This window comes from Streptomyces sp. NPDC016851, assembly GCF_055562795.1.
The window spans coordinates 389,869-409,090 of the sequence record NZ_JBVHEP010000004.1 but is presented as its reverse complement, the minus strand read 5'-3'; the positions used below and the strand labels follow the sequence as shown (position 1 = coordinate 409,090).

16 protein-coding genes and 1 tRNA gene are annotated in these 19,222 nt (G+C 70.0%); 6 read left to right on the top strand and 11 right to left on the bottom strand.

What is annotated here, in order from left to right:
• Positions 1-82: 82 nt before the first annotated feature.
• Positions 83-1,471: a cystathionine beta-synthase gene (locus tag ACZ3I3_RS09630; RefSeq protein ID WP_467363885.1), complete on the bottom strand. Its 1,389-nt coding sequence runs from the start codon at positions 1,469-1,471 to the stop codon at positions 83-85.
• 331 nt (positions 1,472-1,802) lie between these two features.
• On the opposite strand from ACZ3I3_RS09630, the gene ACZ3I3_RS09625 reads away from it, so the two are divergent.
• The 3 genes from ACZ3I3_RS09625 (at position 1,803) to ACZ3I3_RS09615 (ending at position 5,245) form a co-directional block, all read left to right on the top strand.
• Positions 1,803-2,828, top strand: coding sequence for an SGNH/GDSL hydrolase family protein (locus tag ACZ3I3_RS09625; RefSeq protein ID WP_467363883.1), 1,026 nt, complete (start codon positions 1,803-1,805; stop codon positions 2,826-2,828).
• 143 nt (positions 2,829-2,971) lie between these two features.
• Complete coding sequence (locus ACZ3I3_RS09620) at positions 2,972-4,189, top strand: acetyl-CoA C-acetyltransferase (RefSeq protein WP_467363881.1); 1,218 nt, start codon at positions 2,972-2,974, stop codon at positions 4,187-4,189.
• A gap of 273 nt (positions 4,190-4,462) precedes the next feature.
• On the top strand, positions 4,463-5,245 hold the full coding sequence (locus ACZ3I3_RS09615) for a hypothetical protein (RefSeq protein WP_467363879.1): 783 nt from the start codon (positions 4,463-4,465) through the stop codon (positions 5,243-5,245).
• Between the two features lie 58 nt (positions 5,246-5,303).
• Here the strand turns inward: ACZ3I3_RS09615 and ACZ3I3_RS09610 are convergent, their stop codons facing one another.
• Positions 5,304-5,609: a hypothetical protein gene (locus ACZ3I3_RS09610; protein ID WP_467363877.1), complete on the bottom strand. Its 306-nt coding sequence runs from the start codon at positions 5,607-5,609 to the stop codon at positions 5,304-5,306.
• 101 nt (positions 5,610-5,710) lie between these two features.
• Here ACZ3I3_RS09610 and ACZ3I3_RS09605 point away from each other — a divergent pair, with 101 nt between their 5' ends.
• Positions 5,711-5,941: a DUF4287 domain-containing protein gene (locus tag ACZ3I3_RS09605; RefSeq protein ID WP_306966512.1), complete on the top strand. Its 231-nt coding sequence runs from the start codon at positions 5,711-5,713 to the stop codon at positions 5,939-5,941.
• 70 nt (positions 5,942-6,011) lie between these two features.
• Here the strand turns inward: ACZ3I3_RS09605 and ACZ3I3_RS09600 are convergent, their stop codons facing one another.
• The 3 genes from ACZ3I3_RS09600 to ACZ3I3_RS09590 all read right to left on the bottom strand — a co-directional run bounded on the left by ACZ3I3_RS09600 (position 6,012) and on the right by ACZ3I3_RS09590 (position 8,552).
• Positions 6,012-6,920, bottom strand: a complete 909-nt coding sequence (locus ACZ3I3_RS09600; RefSeq protein ID WP_467363875.1) for a Bax inhibitor-1/YccA family protein — start codon at positions 6,918-6,920, stop codon at positions 6,012-6,014.
• A 226-nt stretch (positions 6,921-7,146) separates the two neighbouring features.
• Positions 7,147-8,322, bottom strand: a complete 1,176-nt coding sequence (locus tag ACZ3I3_RS09595; RefSeq protein WP_467363874.1) for a 4-hydroxybenzoate 3-monooxygenase — start codon at positions 8,320-8,322, stop codon at positions 7,147-7,149.
• 146 nt (positions 8,323-8,468) lie between these two features.
• A tRNA-Leu gene (locus ACZ3I3_RS09590) sits at positions 8,469-8,552 on the bottom strand.
• A 439-nt stretch (positions 8,553-8,991) separates the two neighbouring features.
• Here ACZ3I3_RS09590 and ACZ3I3_RS09585 point away from each other — a divergent pair.
• Both ACZ3I3_RS09585 and ACZ3I3_RS09580 read left to right on the top strand, forming a co-directional pair.
• On the top strand, positions 8,992-9,762 hold the full coding sequence (locus tag ACZ3I3_RS09585) for an ABC transporter ATP-binding protein (protein ID WP_356927650.1): 771 nt from the start codon (positions 8,992-8,994) through the stop codon (positions 9,760-9,762).
• Positions 9,763-9,801: 39 nt separating this feature from the next.
• Complete coding sequence (locus tag ACZ3I3_RS09580; protein WP_467363872.1) at positions 9,802-12,330, top strand: ABC transporter permease; 2,529 nt, start codon at positions 9,802-9,804, stop codon at positions 12,328-12,330.
• Between the two features lie 60 nt (positions 12,331-12,390).
• On the opposite strand, the gene ACZ3I3_RS09575 is transcribed toward ACZ3I3_RS09580, so the two are convergent.
• The 6 genes from ACZ3I3_RS09575 to eno all read right to left on the bottom strand — a co-directional run bounded on the left by ACZ3I3_RS09575 (position 12,391) and on the right by eno (position 19,206).
• Positions 12,391-13,683 carry a class I SAM-dependent methyltransferase gene (locus ACZ3I3_RS09575; protein ID WP_467363870.1) on the bottom strand — a complete coding sequence of 431 codons (1,293 nt, stop codon included), beginning with the start codon at positions 13,681-13,683 and terminating at the stop codon, positions 12,391-12,393.
• Positions 13,684-13,965: 282 nt separating this feature from the next.
• A complete protein-coding gene (locus tag ACZ3I3_RS09570; RefSeq protein WP_467363868.1) occupies positions 13,966-15,378 on the bottom strand; it encodes an NAD(P)/FAD-dependent oxidoreductase in 1,413 nt (470 codons plus the stop codon).
• A 420-nt stretch (positions 15,379-15,798) separates the two neighbouring features.
• A complete protein-coding gene (locus tag ACZ3I3_RS09565) occupies positions 15,799-16,764 on the bottom strand; it encodes a Ppx/GppA phosphatase family protein (RefSeq protein WP_467363866.1) in 966 nt (321 codons plus the stop codon).
• The gene (locus ACZ3I3_RS09560) at positions 16,761-17,291 is read right to left on the bottom strand and encodes a DUF501 domain-containing protein (protein ID WP_436727827.1); all 531 of its coding nucleotides are present in this window, start codon (positions 17,289-17,291) and stop codon (positions 16,761-16,763) included. Before ACZ3I3_RS09560 ends, ACZ3I3_RS09565 begins: the two co-directional genes overlap by 4 nt.
• A 53-nt stretch (positions 17,292-17,344) precedes the next feature.
• Positions 17,345-17,821, bottom strand: a complete 477-nt coding sequence (locus ACZ3I3_RS09555) for an FtsB family cell division protein (protein WP_467363863.1) — start codon at positions 17,819-17,821, stop codon at positions 17,345-17,347.
• A 104-nt stretch (positions 17,822-17,925) separates the two neighbouring features.
• Positions 17,926-19,206 carry a phosphopyruvate hydratase gene (gene eno / locus ACZ3I3_RS09550; RefSeq protein WP_128092713.1) on the bottom strand — a complete coding sequence of 427 codons (1,281 nt, stop codon included), beginning with the start codon at positions 19,204-19,206 and terminating at the stop codon, positions 17,926-17,928.
• Positions 19,207-19,222: the final 16 nt, after the last annotated feature.

Genomic DNA, 19,222 nt, shown 5'->3' with positions numbered 1-19,222 from the left:
TACCACTTCCGCGAAGCCCATGAAGATCGCGGACGAACGGCAAGTGCACCCGGTTCACGGGTGGTTCACCTGCCGTTCGCCGTCACTTCGCGGAGCGGGCGAGGAAGGACAGCAGGTCCTGCCGGCTGACCACACCGGTCGGCTTGCCCTCGACGAGGACGATCGCCGCGTCCGCCTTGCCGAGGACGGCCATCAGGTCGGCGACGGGTTCGCCGGAGCCGACCTGGGGCAGCGGGCCGGACATGTGCTTCTCCAGCGGGTCCTCCAGCGAGGCGCTCTTGCTGAACAGCGCGTCCAGCAGCTCGCGTTCCACGACCGAGCCGACGACCTCGGCGGCCATCACGTCGGGGTGCCCCGCGCCCGGCTTGACGACCGGCATCTGCGAGACGCCGTACTCACGCAGCACGTCGATGGCCTGGCCGACCGTCTCCTCCGGGTGCATGTGGACGAGGGAGGGCATGCGGTCGCCCTCCTTGTCGGCGAGCACGTCGCCGACGCGGGCGCTCGGGCCCGCGTCCTCCAGGAAGCCGTAGTCGGCCATCCACTCGTCGTTGAAGATCTTGCTGAGGTAGCCGCGGCCGCTGTCCGGCAGCAGGACGACCACGACGTCGTCCGGGCCGAGCCGCTCGGCGACCTCCAGCGCGGCGACGACCGCCATGCCACAGGAGCCGCCCACCAGCAGGCCCTCCTCCTTGGCCAGGCGGCGGGTCATCTGGAAGGAGTCCTTGTCGGACACGGCGACGATCTCGTCCGCGACGGTCCGGTCATAGGCGGTGGGCCAGAAGTCCTCACCGACGCCCTCGACGAGGTACGGCCGCCCGGACCCGCCGGAGTAGACGGACCCCTCGGGGTCGGCGCCGATGACCTTCACCTTGCCGTCGCTGACCTCCTTGAGGTAGCGGCCGGTCCCGGAGATGGTGCCGCCGGTGCCCACACCCGTCACGAAGTGGGTGATCCGCCCGTCCGTCTGCTCCCACAGCTCGGGGCCGGTGGAGTGGTAGTGGGAGAGGGGGTTGTTCGGGTTGGAGTACTGGTCGGGCTTCCAGGCCCCGGGCGTCTCACGGACCAGCCGGTCGGAGACGTTGTAGTAGGAGTCCGGGTGCTCGGGGTCCACGGCGGTCGGGCACACCACGACCTCGGCGCCGTACGCGCGCAGCACGTTGATCTTGTCGGTGCTCACCTTGTCGGGGCACACGAAGATGCACTTGTACCCCTTCTGCTGCGCCACGATGGCGAGACCCACGCCGGTGTTCCCGCTGGTCGGCTCGACGATCGTGCCGCCCGGCTTGAGCGCGCCGCTCTCCTCGGCCGCCTCGATCATGCGCAGGGCGATGCGGTCCTTCACGGACCCGCCGGGGTTGAAGTACTCCACCTTGGCCAGGACGGTCGCCCTGATGCCCTGGGTCACGCTGTTGAGCCTCACCAGCGGGGTGTTGCCGACGAGACTGATCATCGAGTCGTGGAACTGCACCGTTGTCTCCGGTTGCCGCAGAAGTGGTCGTAGTTGGTGTCGCCAGCCTAGGCCCTGTCGCCGGATTCCCGTCGTCCGCCGAAGGCGGGCCACGCGGTGTCTGGTGCGTGCGATCGCAAGGCGCCGGGGCGTCCGCGTGGCGGAGCCACGTGGACGGCTCGGCAACGCGGCGAGCGTGCGTGCCAGACACCGCGTGGCAGGCGGGAATCCGGCGACAGGGCCTTCGCCCTGGTGGTCATCCGTGACGGTCGTTCACTCCCCGTTGAGATTGGGCGACGGTCTGTACGGGGCAAGCACTGGGTGTACGGGTTCGAGGAGGTGGCGGCGACGCATGACGAGCATGTCGAGGGCGCGGGTGGCCCGGCGGATCGCGGCGGGTGCCGCGTACGGCGGTGGCGGGATCGGTCTGGCCGGGGCGGCGGCCGCCGGGCTGGTGCTGGCGGAGGTCCAGCTGGCGCGGCGCCGGGTGGGCAACGGCACGTCGGCGCATGTGCCGAACGCGGACGGGCGGTACGGCCACACGTACGCCCATCCCGGTGTGGAGCCGCTGCGGCTGACGATGCTGGGCGACTCCACGGCCGCCGGGCAGGGGGTGCACCGGGCCGGGCAGACGCCGGGCGCGCTGCTGGCCTCGGGTCTGGCGGCCCTGGCGGAACGCCCGGTGGAGCTGCGCACGGTGGCGACACCCGGGGCCCGCTCGGACGACCTGGACCGCCAGGTGGCCCTGGTGCTGGCCGACCCCGATCCCGTGCCCGACATCTGCGTGATCATGGTCGGCGCCAACGACGTCACCAACCGCATGCCCCCGACCCGCTCGGTCCGCCACCTGTCCTCGGCGGTGCGGCGGCTGCGCACGGCCGGCGCGGAGGTCGTGGTCGGCACCTGCCCGGACCTGGGCACGATCGAGCCGGTCCGGCAACCCTTGCGCTGGCTGGCCCGACGGGCCTCCCGCCAGCTGGCGGCCGCCCAGACGATCGGAGTCGTCGAACAGGGCGGCCGCACCGTGTCCCTGGGCGATCTGCTCGGCCCCGAGTTCGCCGCGAACCCGCGCGAGCTGTTCGGCCCGGACAACTACCACCCCTCCGCCGAGGGCTACGCGACGGCGGCGATGGCGGTCCTGCCGACCGTCTGCGCCTCCCTCGGCCTGTGGCCGGCCGAGGAGGAGCGCCCGGACGCCTCCCGTCGCGAGGGCTTCCTGCCGGTGGCCCGGGCGGCGGCGGAGGCCGCGTCGGAGGCGGGTACGGAGGTCACGGCCGCCATGCCGAGCGGTCCGAGGGGGCCGTGGGCGCTGCTGAAGCGCCGGCGCCGCCGGCGGGTACCCGAGCAGGAGCCGGCTCCCGCCACACCGTCGAACTGACGAAAGTCCCGGGAGGCCGGAAAAAGCAAGCGCTTAGAAAACTGCGGTCAGGGTCACACCGCCATACCCGTGACCCAGCCCATACGTACGGGTAACTTCCCAGACAGCCCAGCCAGACCACCCGGTACGTCAATGGAGCCGTGATGCCCGAAGCCGTGATCGTCTCAGCCGCCCGCTCCCCCATCGGCCGCGCCGTCAAGGGCTCCCTCAAGGACCTCCGCCCGGACGACCTGACCGCCACGATCGTCCAGGCCGCCCTGGCGAAGGTCCCCGAGCTGGACCCGAAGGACATCGACGACCTGATGCTCGGCTGCGGCCTGCCCGGCGGCGAGCAGGGCCACAACCTCGGCCGCATCGTCGCCGTGCAGATGGGGATGGACCACCTGCCGGGCTGCACCATCACCCGGTACTGCTCGTCCTCCCTGCAGACCTCCCGCATGGCCCTGCACGCCATCAAGGCGGGCGAGGGCGACGTCTTCATCTCGGCCGGCGTCGAGATGGTCTCCCGGTACGCCAACGGCAGCTCGGACATGCCCGGCACGCACAACCCGGTCTTCGCCGAGGCCGAGGCCCGCACCGAGGCGACCGCCCAGTCCGAGGGCTCCACCTGGCACGACCCGCGCGAGGACGGCCTGCTGCCCGACCCGTACATCGCGATGGGCCAGACCGCCGAGAACCTGGCCCGCGCCAAGGGCGTCACCCGCCAGGACATGGACGAGTTCGGCGTCCGCTCGCAGAACCTCGCCGAAGAGGCCATCAAGAACGGCTTCTGGGAGCGCGAGATCACCCCGGTGACCCTCCCCGACGGCACGGTCGTCTCCAAGGACGACGGCCCCCGCGCCGGCGTCACCCTGGAGGGCGTCCAGGGCCTCAAGCCGGTCTTCCGCCCCGACGGCATGGTCACGGCCGGCAACTGCTGCCCGCTGAACGACGGCGCCGCCGCGCTCGTGATCATGTCCGACACCAAGGCCCGCGAGCTGGGCCTCACCCCGCTCGCCCGCATCGTGTCGACCGGCGTCTCCGGCCTCTCGCCCGAGATCATGGGCCTCGGCCCGGTCGAGGCGAGCAACCAGGCCCTGAAGCGGGCCGGGCTGACCATCGGCGACATCGACCTGGTCGAGATCAACGAGGCGTTCGCCGCCCAGGTGATCCCCTCCTACCGCGACCTGGGCATCCCGCTGGAGAAGCTGAACGTCAACGGCGGCGCCATCGCCGTCGGCCACCCCTTCGGCATGACCGGCGCCCGCATCACCACCACGCTCATCAACTCCCTCCAGTTCCACGACAAGCAGTTCGGCCTGGAGACGATGTGCGTCGGCGGCGGCCAGGGCATGGCCATGGTCATCGAGCGCCTCAGCTGAGCGCCTGACCGTAGCCGCCATAGCACCCACCGTGAGGCCCTGGCCCAGAACCCCGGAAACTCCGGGGTTCTGGGCTGTTTTGTGATCCAATCTCCCTCAGGATGTGACCTATCTCCCTCTACAGGCAGAGAAGCCCAGGTCACAACAGCCCCACCCCCTCCCCCGGCACCGAAGCCCTGTCCGTTTCGTGACGTTACGCACTGACAGCTGGTTAGTCCGCCCTTCAAGCTGATGTAGGAAGTCGGGGGTCGACTTTGAACCGGGAGTACGTCAGTGAGCGCCATGCCGATCGCGTTGCTGGTCACCACGGCCGCCACGGGCGCCGTGGGCGTCGCCGTCCTGCGCACCGTCCTCCAGCTGCGCCGACAGGTCGCGGCCCTGCACACCGCGCTGGCCGAGAACCGCGCCGCCACCACCCGTGCCCTGCTGCCCGCCGCCCGCACGTCGGCCGACACCGACGAGATACGGGCCGCCGTGGCAGCGGCGCTCGCGGAGGAACGCGAGCGGGAGCTCGCCGAGGCACGGGCTTTCTGGGCCGCCCAGGAGGCCCGTGACGCCTCCGACGCGCCGCCCCTGCTGGGTCTGCCCGACACCGACCTGTTCCTGCCCCGGCAGGCCGACTTCGCGGGTCTGGAGCCGGTGTCCGAGCCCGGCGCGGACACCGAGGAGCCGGCCGCGGAGTCCCCGGAGCTGGCCGCGGCCCGCCGCCGCCACCCCTCCCACCCGGACTTCGTGCCGACGCAGTCGCCGGTGGTGAACGACCACGAGCGCACGGTCGCCACGCTGGAGGAGCTGGCCGCCCAGCGCGTGGAACTGACGGACGTCCGCCCGGGCCCCCTGGGCACCCTCGACGTCTACGTCTTCGCCGACGGCACGACCCTGTGCATGACCCCGGGCCACCGGGAGACGGCGGAGCACCTGGCCGAGGCTCTGCGCGCGGGCAAAACCACGGTCCTCCTGGGCGGCTCCGGCATCTCGGGCGCCTACACCCTGACGTTCGAGTGCGGCGAGGAGAACGTGTACGTCCTGGCCGACAGGGTCATCGCGTCCCTCTAAGGGGCGCGGGGAACTGCGCGAGCAACCACACACAACGCGCACCCGCCGACGAAACGGGTCACACCCCCGCCCGCTTCTGCGCCTCCTCAACCAACCGCACCGCCTCATCGACGTCGGCACCACTGGGAATCACCACCGCCAGATCATGCCCGGCAACGGTGATCTGATCTGCCGCTGCAAACATCCCCGCATCCGGCATCTCCCGAGGCTCCAGCCCCTCGAGCACCTGCGCCCTCCGGGCCAGCTCCCGGGCCACCCCGAGAGCCTCAGCGGCAGCGCCCCGCTGCAACCGGCTCTGGGGCGCGGCCCTCAAACGATCGGCGAAGTGATCCACCGCACGGGTCAGAGGCGTCGTATCAACCACGCCGCGAGCGTACGCGTCGCACCGGGACTGTTGCCAACGGGCGAACACTCAGGCACGGTGACCTGAAGGACCGGCTTACATCCCAGCGTCCGGAGGCGCCGATGTCCCAAGTCTTCTCCGAAGAGACCCATCGCAACATGCTCGCCCGCATCCCCCACTGCACCGGTCGTGATATCTCCGACTGGTTGCGCACCGTCGAAGAAGGCCCGGCACTCTTCCGTTTCGAGGAAAAGGTCAGCTGGCTCCGGCACGAACACAACCTCGCGTACGGCCACGCGAAGGCGATCGTCCACGAGTACGACCTGAGGAGGGCCGCGCGCAAACTGCTCTAGGCGCGCACCACGACGAAGGGCCCCGGCAATGCCGGGGCCCTTCGCGTACGACTCGTACGACTGGTCGGTACTAGTCGTTGCTGTTGAGGATCGAGATGAGCCTCAGGAACTCCAGGTAGATCCACACCAGCGTCAGCGTGAGGCCGAAGGCCGCGAGCCACGCCTCCTCACGCGGAGCGCCGTAGGCGACGCCGTCCTCGACCTGCTTGAAGTCCAGGGCGAGGAAGCAGGCACCGAGGATGATGCCGATGACGCCGAAGACGACACCGAGGGCGCCACTGCGGAAGCCGAGGCCGTCACCGCCGCCGAACACCGCGAACAGCAGGTTCACCATCATCAGCAGGATGAAGCCGAGCGCGGCCGCCATCACGAAGCCGTAGAAGCGGCGGTTGACGCGGATCCAGCCGGCCTTGTAGGCGATCAGCACACCGGCGAAGACCGCCATGGTGCCGATCACGGCCTGCATGGCCGCGCCGTCGGCGATGCGGCTGTCGACGATGTTGGACACGACGCCGAGGAAGACACCCTCGAACGCGGCGTACGTCAGGATCAGCGCGGGCGAGGCCTTGCGCTTGAAGGACTGGACGAACGCCAGGACCATGCCGATCAGCGCGGCGCCGATACCGATGCCGTAGCTACGGCTGATGTTGGCGTCGTCGACCGGCAGCAGGGCCCAGGAGAGCGCCGCGGTGAGGATGAGCACACCGAGGGTGCTCGCCGTGCGCAGGACGACGTCGTCGATGGTCATCCGGCCGGTGGTGGCCGGGGCCTGCGGCGGCGCGCCGTACTGCAGGTCCTGCTGGGCGTAAGGGTTCTGCGCGTAAGGGTTCTGCGCGTAGGGGGTGCCCGTCGGCTGTGCGTACGGGTTGCCCTGGGTGGCGACAGCGGGACCCCCGGCCTGCGGCGCGGTGTTGAAGCCCGCGTAGCCGTTGTCGCGGCTGAACCCCCGTCGCGAGAAGACCGGGTTTCTGCTCCTCATTTCACTCCTCCATGGCCAACACTGCGTGGCCTTGGCTCAAGAGTAATAGGTAGGCAAAGGAAAGACCCTAGTGCCTGGGGAGGATCTTTCCCTCGTCGTGCTGCGCAACACGCTACGCGGCTTCGTGATTCCCCCCACCGGAGGGGGTCATTCATCACCAAGCTGCGACACGTCCGGAACCGGACGGAGATCACCCGCTGACGCCGCCCCTACATCGGCCGGTACATCAGCCGAACGGGAAGCCCGTGTACCCCTCGGCCAGGTCGGTCTCGGCGGCGCGGGAGGAGGCGATCCGGTCCAGCCGGGCGAGCTGGAGCCGGTCCTCGAAGCCGGTCGCGCCGGGGGCGCGGTGCAGGAGGGTCGTCATGTCGTACGAGAACCGCTCGGCCTGCCAGACCCGGCGCAGACAGGTCTCCGAATAGGCGTCGAGCAGGGCCGGTGAGCCGGTCTCCTGCCGGTGGGCCAGGGCCCGGGCGAACGTCACGACGTCACCGACGGCGAGATTCAGCCCCTTCGCGCCGGTGGGCGGCACGATGTGCGCCGCGTCGCCCGCGAGGAAGAGGCGGCCGTGGCGCATGGGCTCGTGGACGTAGGAGCGCATGGGCGTGACCGACTTCTGGGTGATCGGGCCGCGCTCCAGGCGCCAGTCGTCGGCGGTCTCGAAGCGGCGCTCCAGCTCGTCCCAGATCGCCTCGTCGCTCCAGGCCTCGGCGTCGGTGCCGTCGGGCACCTGGAGGTAGAGGCGGGAGACGGACGGGGAGCGCATGGAGAGGAGGGCGAAGCCGCGGTCGTGGCGGGCGTAGACCAGCTCGTCGTGCGAGGGCGGCACGTCGGCGAGGATGCCGAGCCAGCCGAAGGGGTACGTACGTTCGAAGACCTGGACCGGTTCGGCCGGGATCGCCTTGCGGGCCACGCCCCAGAAGCCGTCGCAGCCGACGACGTACGCGCACTCCAGGACGTCCTCGCGACCCTCGTGCCGGAAGCGGACGCGCGGGGCGTCGGTGCCGGCGTCCTCCACGGCCAGCGCCTCCGCCTCGAACAGCAGCGGTCCGCCCTCGGCGAGCTGGAGGGCGATGAGGTCCTTGCAGACCTCGGTCTGGGCGTAGACCATCACGGAGCGTCCGCCGGTGAGGGCGGGGAAGTCGATGCGGTGGCGCCTGCGGTCGAAGCGCAGCTCGATGCCGTCGTGGCGCAGCCCCTCGCGGTCCATGCGCTGCCCGGCACCGGCCGCGCGCAGCACGTCCGCGGTGCCCTGCTCCAGGATCCCGGCGCGCTGCCGCCGTTCGACGTAGGCGCGGTCGCGGCTCTCCAGGACGACCGAGTCGATGCCGGCGTTGTGGAGCAGCCGGGCCAGGAGGAGGCCGGCGGGGCCGGCTCCGATGATGCCGACGGTGGTGCGCATCGGGCGACCCCTTCCCATCCGTTCGTCCATGCGTTCGCCAGGTGAAAATTCCTTCACCGTTATCGGATGTGAGTCTCTGACGGCATGCGACCGCTGTCAACGGTCACGCCGCGAACTTCTCAATGGACCACACAGGGATCGGAAGGTGCCCGGAGCCGGACTCGAACCGGCACGCCCGCGAAGGGGCAGCGAGGTTTAAGCTCGCCGTGTCTGCATTCCACCATCCGGGCAGGCCATGGGCTCCGCATCGAGGTTCCGAGACTATCGGGACGTGTCCCCCGAACAGCGGAAGGGCGGACCGATGTTGTCTTATTTTATTGACGTCTGAGGGTGCATCAGCACACGGAACGCGCCATCCGCACTTGCCAATAGCCTTGCGTGCGGCCGTCGGCGGCGCAGCCGGAATGACGGAATTTCACCGCTCGAACGAGGGCACTCCACCTGTTCTTGACACTTGACCGCCCGTTTTCCCAACATCCGGAACGCGCGGTTCCCGACACCCGGTTCCCTCAGGGGCGTTCGTCATCCCCAGGTATGACTCCGCCCCTCGCGGTCAGACCGGAGTCGGCCCCCGGAACCGGAACAACGGGTGACTACACGGCGGCATGGGACCCGGACGATGGAACGAGTCCTCGCAAGAACACCGTCGTCCGACAGGAGTGCCATCCCGTGACCACCGCACCGCTCACCGACCGGGCCACCACCGTGGCCGCGCGCGCCACGGATCTGTCGAAGATCTACGGACAGGGTGAGACCCAGGTGGTCGCCCTGGACCGGGTCTCCGTCGACTTCCGGCAGGCCGAGTTCACCGCGATCATGGGCCCCTCCGGCTCCGGCAAGTCGACCCTGATGCACTGCGTGGCCGGTCTGGACACCTTCTCGTCGGGGTCGGTGCGCATCGGCGACACCGAGCTCGGCTCCCTGAAGGACAAGCAGTTGACGAAGCTGCGCCGGGACAAGATCGGCTTCATCTTCCAGGCGTTCAACCTGCTGCCGACCCTGACGGCCCTGGAGAACATCACCCTTCCGATGGACATCGCGGGCCGCAAGCCGGACAAGGAGTGGCTGGACTCCGTGATCCGGATGATCGGTCTGGCGGACCGGCTCGGCCACCGGCCCTCCCAGCTGTCGGGCGGTCAGCAGCAGCGCGTCGCCGTGGCCCGGGCGCTGGCCTCCCGACCCGAGATCATCTTCGGGGACGAGCCCACCGGAAACCTCGACTCGCGCTCGGGCGCCGAGGTACTGGGCTTCCTGCGCAACTCCGTGCGCGAACTGGGCCAGACGGTGGTGATGGTGACCCACGACCCGGTGGCCGCGGCCTACGCGGACCGGGTGCTCTTCCTCGCGGACGGCCGGGTCGTCGACGAGATGTACGGGCCGACGGCCGAGTCGGTCCTGGACCGCATGAAGGCGTTCGACGCCAAGGGCCGCACCAGCTGATCCCCCGTCAGGACCGACAGGACTGAGAAGAAGAAACCCATGTTCCGTACCGCCTTGCGCAACGTGCTCGCGCACAAGGCCCGGCTCCTGATGACCGTCCTCGCCGTGATGCTCGGCGTGGCCTTCGTGTCGGGGACCCTGGTCTTCACCAACACCATCTCCGACGCCTACCAGAAGAGTTCCGCCAAGGGCTTCGACCAGGTCGACGTCTCCATGACGGCGGACTACCAGGAGGCCGAGGGCGACCAGGTCGGCAAGGTCCACGACCTGACCCAGGCCACGCTCGACAAGAGCGAGCGGGTCCCCGGAGCCGCGTCCGCCATCGGGGTCGTGCAGGGCTTCACCGCCCTCGCCGACAAGGACGGCAAACTCATCGGCGACGGCTTCCAGTCGCAGGGCGGCAACTACTGGGGCGCCAAGGACCCGCGCTATCCCCTGGCCGGCGGGCACGCCCCCAAGGGCCCGGGCGAGATCCTCATCGACTCCGCGACGGCGAAGCGCGCCGGGTACAAGGTCGGCGACACCGTACGCATGTCGGTCGACGGGCCGGTCCTGACCCCGAAGATCACCGGCATCTTCACCACCGACGACGGCAACGTCGCGGCCGGCGGCAGCCTCACCCTCTTCGACACGGCGACCGCCCAGAAGCTGTTCGGCAAGGCGGGCGTGTACGACCAGATCGACGTCAAGGCGAAGCCGGGCGTCTCGCAGGCCGCGCTGAAGGCGGAGCTGGACAAGGCGCTGCCCGAGGGCACCGTCTCCACCACCACCGGCAAGCAGCTCGCCGACGACCAGGCGCGGATGATCTCCGAGTCGATGAGCGGCATGCGGACGGCCCTGCTGATCTTCGCCGGCATCGCCCTGTTCGTCGGCACCTTCATCATCGCCAACACCTTCACCATGCTGGTCGCCCAGCGCACCAAGGAGCTGGCGCTGATGCGGGCGGTCGGCGCCTCCCGCCGGCAGGTGACGCGGTCGGTGCTCATCGAGGCGTTCGTGGTCGGCGCGGTCGCCGCCGTGGCCGGGCTGGTCGCGGGCATCGGCATCGGAGCCGGACTGCGCTCCCTGATGGGGACGTTCGACGCGACCGTGCCGGACGGACCGCTGATCATCAAGCCCGCCACGATCCTCACCGCGCTCGCGGTCGGCATCCTGGTCACCATGCTGGCGGCCTGGCTCCCGGGCCGCCGGGCCGCGAAGATCCCGCCGGTGGCGGCCATGAACAGCGTGCACGCCAAGGCCACGACGAAGTCGCTGGTGCTGCGCAACACGCTGGGCGCCCTGGTCTCGGCCGCGGGCGTGGCGGTGGTCCTCGTGGCCACGACCATGGACGGCTCGGACGGCCAGATGCCGATGGGCCTCGGCGCAGTGCTGCTGATCATCGGCGTGTTCATCCTGACCCCGCTGCTGTCCCGCCCGCTGATCGCCGCCGCCGCACCGGTGCTGCGCGCCTTCGGCGTCTCCGGCAAGCTGGCCCGGCAGAACTCGGTGCGCAACCCGCGCCGTACGGCCGCCACCGCCTCCGCGCTGATGATCGGCCTGACCCTGATCACCGGCATGACGGTGATGGCGGGCAGCCTCCAGCAGGCCATCGAGAAGATGGCGTCGTCGTCCATCAAGGCGGACTACGTGGTGTCCATGGCGAACGGCAACGCGCTGTCGCCGGACGTCGAGAAGAAGCTGAAGCAGGCCGGTGACGTCACCGCCACCAGTCCGATGCTCAACGCCGAGACCCGGATCGACGGTCAGAGCGAGTACGTGACCGGCGTCAACGGCGCCGCGATCGGCGACCTGGTCGGCCCGAAGGTCGACGAAGGCTCCTTCAAGGTCGGCGGCACCGACGTCGTCGTGGACAGCGAGACCGCCAAGGCCTACGGCTGGAAGGCCGGTTCGGCCTTCACGCTCGCCTACGAGGACGGCAAGAAGCAGAAGCTCACAGTCGCCGGAACCTACGAGAGCAACGACTTCCTGCGCGGCATCCTGCTCGACGAGAAGGCCCTCGCCCCGCACGCGTCGGACCCGTACAACATGAAGGTCATGGTGAAGACCGCCGGCGGCACGTCCGGTGCGACCCAGGACAAGCTGGAGAAGGCCCTCGGCACCAACCCGGCCGTCAAGGTCCAGGACAAGCAGGACATCTCCAACGAGATCGCGCAGATGTTCACGCTGATGCTGAACATGGTCTACGGCCTGCTCGCCATGGCGGTGATCGTGGCGGTCCTCGGGGTCATCAACACCCTGGCCATGTCGGTCTTCGAACGCTCCCAGGAGATCGGCATGCTCCGGGCGATCGGCCTGGACCGCAAGGGCATCAAGCGGATGGTCCGCCTGGAGTCCCTGGTGATCTCCCTGTTCGGCGCGGTGCTCGGCATCGGCCTGGGCGTGTTCTTCGGCTGGGCGGCCGGTGAGCTGCTGGCCACGAAGATGGCGACCTACGAACTGATCCTGCCCTGGGCACGGATGGGGATCTTCCTCCTGCTGGCCGCGACGGTGGGTGTCCTCGCCGCCCTGTGGCCGGCCCGTCGGGCGGCCCGCCTGAACATGCTGGAGGCGATCAAGGCGGAGTAGCGCCGGACCTGCGAGGGCCCCCTTCTCCCACCCGTGGGAGAAGGGGGCCCTTCGTCGTTCTCAGTTCCAGGTGCGGGCGCGCAGCGGCATGCCCGATGCTCCGGACTCGGGGGTGCGGACGGCCAGGACCTGGTTGACGCCGATGCGGTTGTGTTCGAAGGCGAGCGCGGAGGCGGCCATGTACAGGCGCCAGACGCGGGCCCGGCCCGGGCTGGTGAGCTGGACGGCACGCTGCCAGCCGGCCTCCAGGCGGGCGACCCACTGCCGCAGGGTGAGGGCGTAGTGCTCGCGGATCGACTCGACGTCGCGCACCTCGAACCCGGCGCGCTCCAGCATCGCGACGGTCATGCCGACGGGCTGGAGCTCCCCGTCGGGGAAGACGTAGGAGTCGATGAAAGCGTCGACGTCGTACGCCGTCTCGTCGCGCTGCGGGCGGCGGGCGATCTGGTGGTTGAGGAGCCGCCCGCCGGGCTTGAGCAGCCCGTGCAGATCGGTGGCGTAGTCCAGGTACCGCTCGGCGCCGACGTGTTCGGCCATGCCGATGGAGGAGATCGCGTCGTAGGGCCCGTCGCGGACGTCGCGGTAGTCCTGGACGCGGATCTCGACCTTGTCCGTGAGTCCCTCGTCGGCGACGCGCTTGCGGGCGTAGGCGGCCTGCTCCTGGGAGAGAGTGATGCCGACGACGCTCACGCCGTGCTCGCGGGCGGCGTGGATGGCCATGGAGCCCCAGCCGCAGCCGACGTCGAGCAGCCGCTGACCGGGGGTCAGGCCGAGCTTGCGGCAGACCAGCTCGAGCTTGTCGTACTGGGCCTGTTCGAGGGTGCTGTCGGGGCTGGGCCAGTAGGCGCAGGAGTACACCATGGACGGCCCGAGGACGATCTCGTAGAAGTCGTTGCCGACGTCGTAGTGGTGGCTGATGGCGCGTCTGTCGCTGCGCTTGGTGTGCAGGTTGCGGCGCGGCCGGCGGGCCTCCTCGCGGGGCGGGGCGGGCGGCAGCGGGGTCCCGGCGAGCTTGACGAGCCCGCGTACGGCGGCGCGGACCTCGGGGTCGCGCAGGGCCTGGGCGAGGGTGCGGGCGTCCTCGTCGCGCTCCCAGATGTGACCGGCCAGCAGGTCGAGGGTGGTGTAGAGGTCGCCGTCGATGTCGAGATCGCCCGCCACCCAGGCCCGGGCCAGGCCCAGTTCGCCCGGCTTCCACAGCAGGCGGCGCAGGGCGCGGCGGTTGCGTACGACCAGGGTCGGCGCGCCCGGCGGGCCCGCCTGCGAACCGTCCCAGGCGCGGATGCGCACGGGTAGTGGTGCTCCCAGCAACTGTGCGAAGAGGCCCTGGAGCCGCGGCGCGGCGTCTGCCATGGTGTACACCTCCGTGACGGGGAATCCCGGAATGTCCGACACCACGTAAACACCTGCGGGGCCTTCGCGCAGTCCCCGGCACGCGTCATGGCTGGGCAAAACCACCACGCCGAAGGAACGGGAACGCGTCAAAGGAACGGGAACGCGTCAAAGGAGCGGGAACGCCGAAGGACCTCCCGCACCACGGATGGCGGGAGGTCCTTCGGCGGAGATCCTTCAGCGAAGATCCTGCGGCGGACGTCCTCGGTGGAGTCCTTCGTCAGGCGGGTGACCGACCGGAGGTCAGGAGGCCTTGGCCTTCTCCTCGGTCTTCTCCTTGGCCTTGGCCTCGGACTTCTCCTTCGGCGCGGCGGCGACCGGGGCCGGCTTGGCGGCCTCGTAGAACTCCTCGCGCGGCGTCTCGATGGCGCCGAGCGAGACGACCTCGCGCTTGAGGAACATGCCGAGCGTCCAGTCGGCGAAGACGCGGATCTTGCGGTTCCAGGTCGGCATCGCCATGCCGTGGTAGCCACGGTGCATGTACCAGGCGAGACGGCCCTTGAGCTTGATCTTCATCTTGCCCATGACGATCATCGCCACGCCCTTGTGGAGGCCGAGTCCGGCCACCGCGCCCTTGTTGGCGTGGGAGTAGTCCTTCTGCGGGAAGCCCCGCATGCCGGACAGGACGTTGTCGCCGAGGACGCGGGCCTGCCGCAGCGCGTGCTGCGCGTTCGGCGGGCACCAGGCGTTCTCGTTGCCCGCCTTGCGGCCGACGAGGTCCGGGACCTGGGCGTTGTCGCCCGCGGCCCAGATGTAGTCGGTGCCCTTGACCTGGAGCGTGGTCTCGCAGTCGACGTGGCCGCGGGGCCCGAGGGGCAGGCCGTAGCGGGTCAGGACCGGGTTCGGCTTGACGCCGGCGGTCCAGACGATGGTGTTGGAGTCGACCTCGAGGCCGTTCTTCAGCACCACGTGGCCGTCGACGCAGGAGTCCATGGAGGTGGACAGGTAGACCTCGACGCCGCGGCCCTCGAGGTGCTCCTTGCCGTACTTGCCGAGCTTGGGACCGACCTCGGGGAGGATCTTGTCGGCGGCGTCGACGAGGATGAAGCGCATGTCCTCACGGGACACGTTCTTGTAGTACTTCGCCGCGTCCCGGGCCAGGTCCTCGACCTCGCCGATGGTCTCCGCACCGGCGAAACCGCCGCCCACGAAGACGAAGGTGAGCGCCTTGCGGCGGATCTCCTCGTCGGTGGTGGAGTCGGCCTTGTCGAGCTGCTCGAGGACGTGGTTGCGCAGGCCGATGGCCTCCTCGATGCCCTTCATGCCGATGCCCTGCTCGGCGAGGCCGGGGATCGGGAAGGTGCGGGAGACCGCGCCGAGCGCGACGACCAGGTAGTCGAAGGGCAGCTCGTACGCCTCGCCCACCAGCGGGGCGATCGTGGCGACCTTGCGGTCCTGGTCGATGGTGGTGACCCGGCCGGTGAGGACCTCCGCCTTCGGCAGCACGCGTCGCAGCGGGACGACGACGTGGCGCGGGGAGATGTTGCCGGCGGCGGCTTCGGGCAGGAAGGGCTGGTAGGTCATGTACGACCGGGGGTCGACGACCGTGACGGTCGCCTCTCCGTAACGCATCTTCTTGAGGATGCGCCGAGCTGCGTACAGGCCTACGTACCCACCGCCTACTACGAGGATCCTGGGACGCTCCGTGGTGCTCATGCCATCGAGTATCCACCCGCCTGAGGGGGGTGGCTCGTGCGCCCCTTCACAAGCTCGGGTGGGGTGTGTGTTATCCTCCGCGGCTCGCGTGATCCATGTCATGGTGACAACCGGGAGCGTTTGTGCACCCCGGACCGTTGTCAATGCCGCGTGAGCTGCCTCTCTGCATCCGAGAAGCCTCCGTGAGGGCCTTCCGGAGCGCCCCTTCGCGCACCTTCCCGGACCCCTCCATACCATGCTTCTGAACATGTTCAAAGGCCTGTTCAGCCCCCGGACGGGTCAACCGGGCCGCTCTGATCGCCCGGGAGGGCCGAATTCCTTGTGAAGAACTTCACGAACTTTTCCGACGGGCTGTCTCCGGGGGGTCACCGGAACCCCCCGGAGACGCTCATTCGTGATCCATGCCTGCTCAGAAGCGGGCTAGGCGACGGACCAGGCGATGCCGTCGAGGATGTCGTGCTCGCTGACGACGACCTCCTCCGCGCCGATCCGCTCCATGATCGACAGCAGGACGAGGGCCCCCGCCCCGATCACGTCGACCCGGCCCGGGTGCATGGAGGGCACGGCCGCGCGCTCGGCGTGCGTGGAGCGCAGCAGCCACTCGGTGATCTCGCGGACCCGGTCGTGGGAGACACGGGAGTGATGGATGGCCTCGGAGTCGTACTCGGGCAGCTCCTGCGCGATCGCCGACACGGTCGTCACGGACCCGGCCAGGCCCACCAGCGTGCGGGCCTCGCGCAGCGGGACCGTCTCCTCGGCGAGGTCGAGGGCGGCCTCGATGTCCGCCCGCATCGCCGCGATCTGCTCCCTGGAGGGCGGGTCGCTCACCACCCCGTCCCGGACCAGGTGACGCTCGGTCATACGGACACAGCCGATGTCCACCGAGCGGGCCGCACGGACGTGGTCGTCGCCGACGACGAACTCGGTCGAGCCGCCGCCGATGTCCACGACGAGGTAGGGCTTCGGCAGGTGGTCGCGCCCGGCGAGCTCCTTGGTGGCGCCGGTGAAGGAGAACTCGGCCTCCTGGTCCCCGGAGATCACCTCGGGCTCGACGCCCAGGATGTCCAGCACGCCACGCACGAACTCGTCCCGGTTCTCGGCGTCCCGGGAGGCGGAGGTCGCCACGAACCGCAGCCGCTCCGCGCCGTGCTCCTTGATGATCCCGGCGTACTCGCGGCAGGCCGCGAACGTCCGCTGGAGCGCCTCGGGGGCGAGCCGGCCGGTGCGGTCGACACCCTGCCCCAGCCGCACGATCGTCATCCGGCGGTCCAGGTCGACCAGTTCGCCGGTGGCGCCCGCGCCGGAGGCGCTATCGGACACAGTGGCGTCGGCGACCAGGAGCCGGATGGAGTTCGTACCGCAGTCCACGGCGGCGACACGGGTCACTGGGCGTCCTCCTCGACGGTCGTCACACACGCGCCCTTGCGCCACCACTCCGGCAGCATGGCCAGCGCCTCGTCGCCCAGCGGGTTCACGCCCGGCCCGGCGGCCAGCGAGTGCGCGACCAGCACGTGCAGGCACTTCACCCGGTCCGGCATGCCGCCCGCGCTCGGGAAGTTCTTCAGCTCCTCGATCTCGTCACGGCGGCGGACGTAGTCCTCGTGCGCCGCCCGGTAGGCAGCCGCCAGCTCCGGGTCCGAGGCCAGCCGCTCGGTCATCTCCTTCATCACGCCGTTCGCCTCCAGCGTGCCGATCGCCGAGTTCGCCTTCGGGCACGTCAGGTAGTACAGCGTGGGGAACGGCGTGCCGTCCGGCAGCCGCGGGGCCGTCTCGACGACGTCGGGCTGCCCGCACGGGCACCGGTGCGCGATCGCGCGCAGGCCGCGCGGGGGCCGGCCGAGCTGCTGCTTGAAGGCCTCGACGTCCGCGTCGGTGGGCTCGGTGCGCGGAGTGGTCGGCGGGGGCGTTTCCATGACTGTGTTCAGGCTGTCTTTCTCTGGGTTCAGGTCATTGGCTGGGGGTCGGGTCACCGGTCGGAGGCGTCGGCCTTGTCGACCCCGTCCCAGACGTTCGAGTACCAGGGGCGGTCGGCCGCCCCGAGGTCGGCGTGCGACTGCCTCGCCGCGTGCGGGTCGACGACGATGAATCCCGTCTCCCCCGGCATGACGTAGTGCAACCGCTTCCGGATCTGCTGCTCCGCGTACGCGTCGTCCTGCCAGCGCGCCTTCTGGTCGCGCAGCCGTTCGACGCGCTGCCGGGCCTGCTGCTGTTCGCGCTGCAGGTCGTCGATCTCGGCGCGCTGCGAGACGTACTCCCGCATCGGGTAGGCCAGGGCCACGATCAGCGAGCACATCACCAGGGCGAGCAGCGCGGCCCGGCCGGTCAGCCGTGAGCGGCGGGCCTGGCGCTTGGTCTGGGAGCGGTAGACCCGGGCCGCGGTCTGCTCGCCGAGCAGCCGGATCCTGGTCGCGGTGGAGAACCGGTCCCGGTCCTTCACGGCCATGTCTGTCCGCCTCCCGCTCCACCGTCATACGCGCGTACGTCCCCGGACACGGTACGGGACCGAGTACGGGGACGTACGTACGACGCTGCGTCTTGTGGCCGGGGTCAGCCCTTGAAGCGCGGGAACGCGCTGCGGCCGGCGTACACCGCCGCGTCGTCGAGGATCTCCTCGATGCGCAGCAGCTGGTTGTACTTGGCGACGCGCTCGGAGCGGGCCGGGGCGCCGGTCTTGATCTGGCCGCAGTTGGTGGCGACGGCCAGGTCGGCGATGGTGACGTCCTCGGTCTCGCCGGAGCGGTGGGACATCATGCACTTGAAGCCGTTGCGCTGGGCCAGCTCGACGGCGTCCAGGGTCTCGGTCAGCGAGCCGATCTGGTTGACCTTGACCAGGAGCGCGTTGGCCGCGCCCTCCTCGATGCCGCGGGCCAGGCGCTCGGGGTTGGTGACGAACAGGTCGTCGCCGACGAGCTGGACCTTGTCACCGAGCTTGGCGGTGATGGTCTTCCAGCCCTCCCAGTCGTCCTCGAACAGCGGGTCCTCGATGGAGACGAGCGGGTACGCGTCGACGAGCTCCGCGTAGTACTCGGTCATCTCGGCCGCCGAGCGCTCCTTGCCCTCGAAGGTGTAGACGCCGTCCTTGTAGAACTCGGACGCGGCGACGTCGAGCGCCAGGGCGATCTGCTCGCCGGGGGTGTAGCCGGCCTCGTTGATCGCCTCGAGGATGAGGTCGAGGGCCTCGCGGTTGGAGCCGAGGTTCGGGGCGAAGCCGCCCTCGTCGCCGAGGCCGGTGGCCAGGCCCTTGCTCTTCAGGACCTTCTTCAGCGTGTGGTAGACCTCGGCGCCCCAGCGCAGCGCCTCGGAGAAGGACTCCGCGCCGATCGGGGCGATCATGAACTCCTGGATGTCCACGTTGGAGTCGGCGTGCGAGCCGCCGTTCAGGATGTTCATCATCGGCACCGGCAGCAGGTGCGCGTTCGGGCCGCCCAGGTAGCGGAACAGCGGAAGGTCGCTGGCCTCGGAGGCGGCGTGGGCGACGGCGAGGGAGACGCCGAGGATGGCGTTGGCGCCGAGGGAGCCCTTGTTGTCGGTGGCGTCCAGGTCGAACATGGCCTGGTCGATCAGGCGCTGCTCGGTGGCGTCGTAGCCGACGAGCTCCGGGCCGATCTGCTCGATGACCGCGAGGACGGCCTTCTCCACACCCTTGCCGAGGTAGCGGTTCGAGTCGCCGTCGCGCAGCTCGATGGCCTCGAAGGCGCCCGTGGAGGCGCCGGACGGGACGGCGGCACGACCGGTGCTGCCGTCGTCGAGGCCGACCTCGACCTCGACCGTGGGGTTGCCTCGGGAGTCCAGGATTTCCCGGGCTACGACGACGTCGATGGACGGCACGAGCATCTCCTTCTTC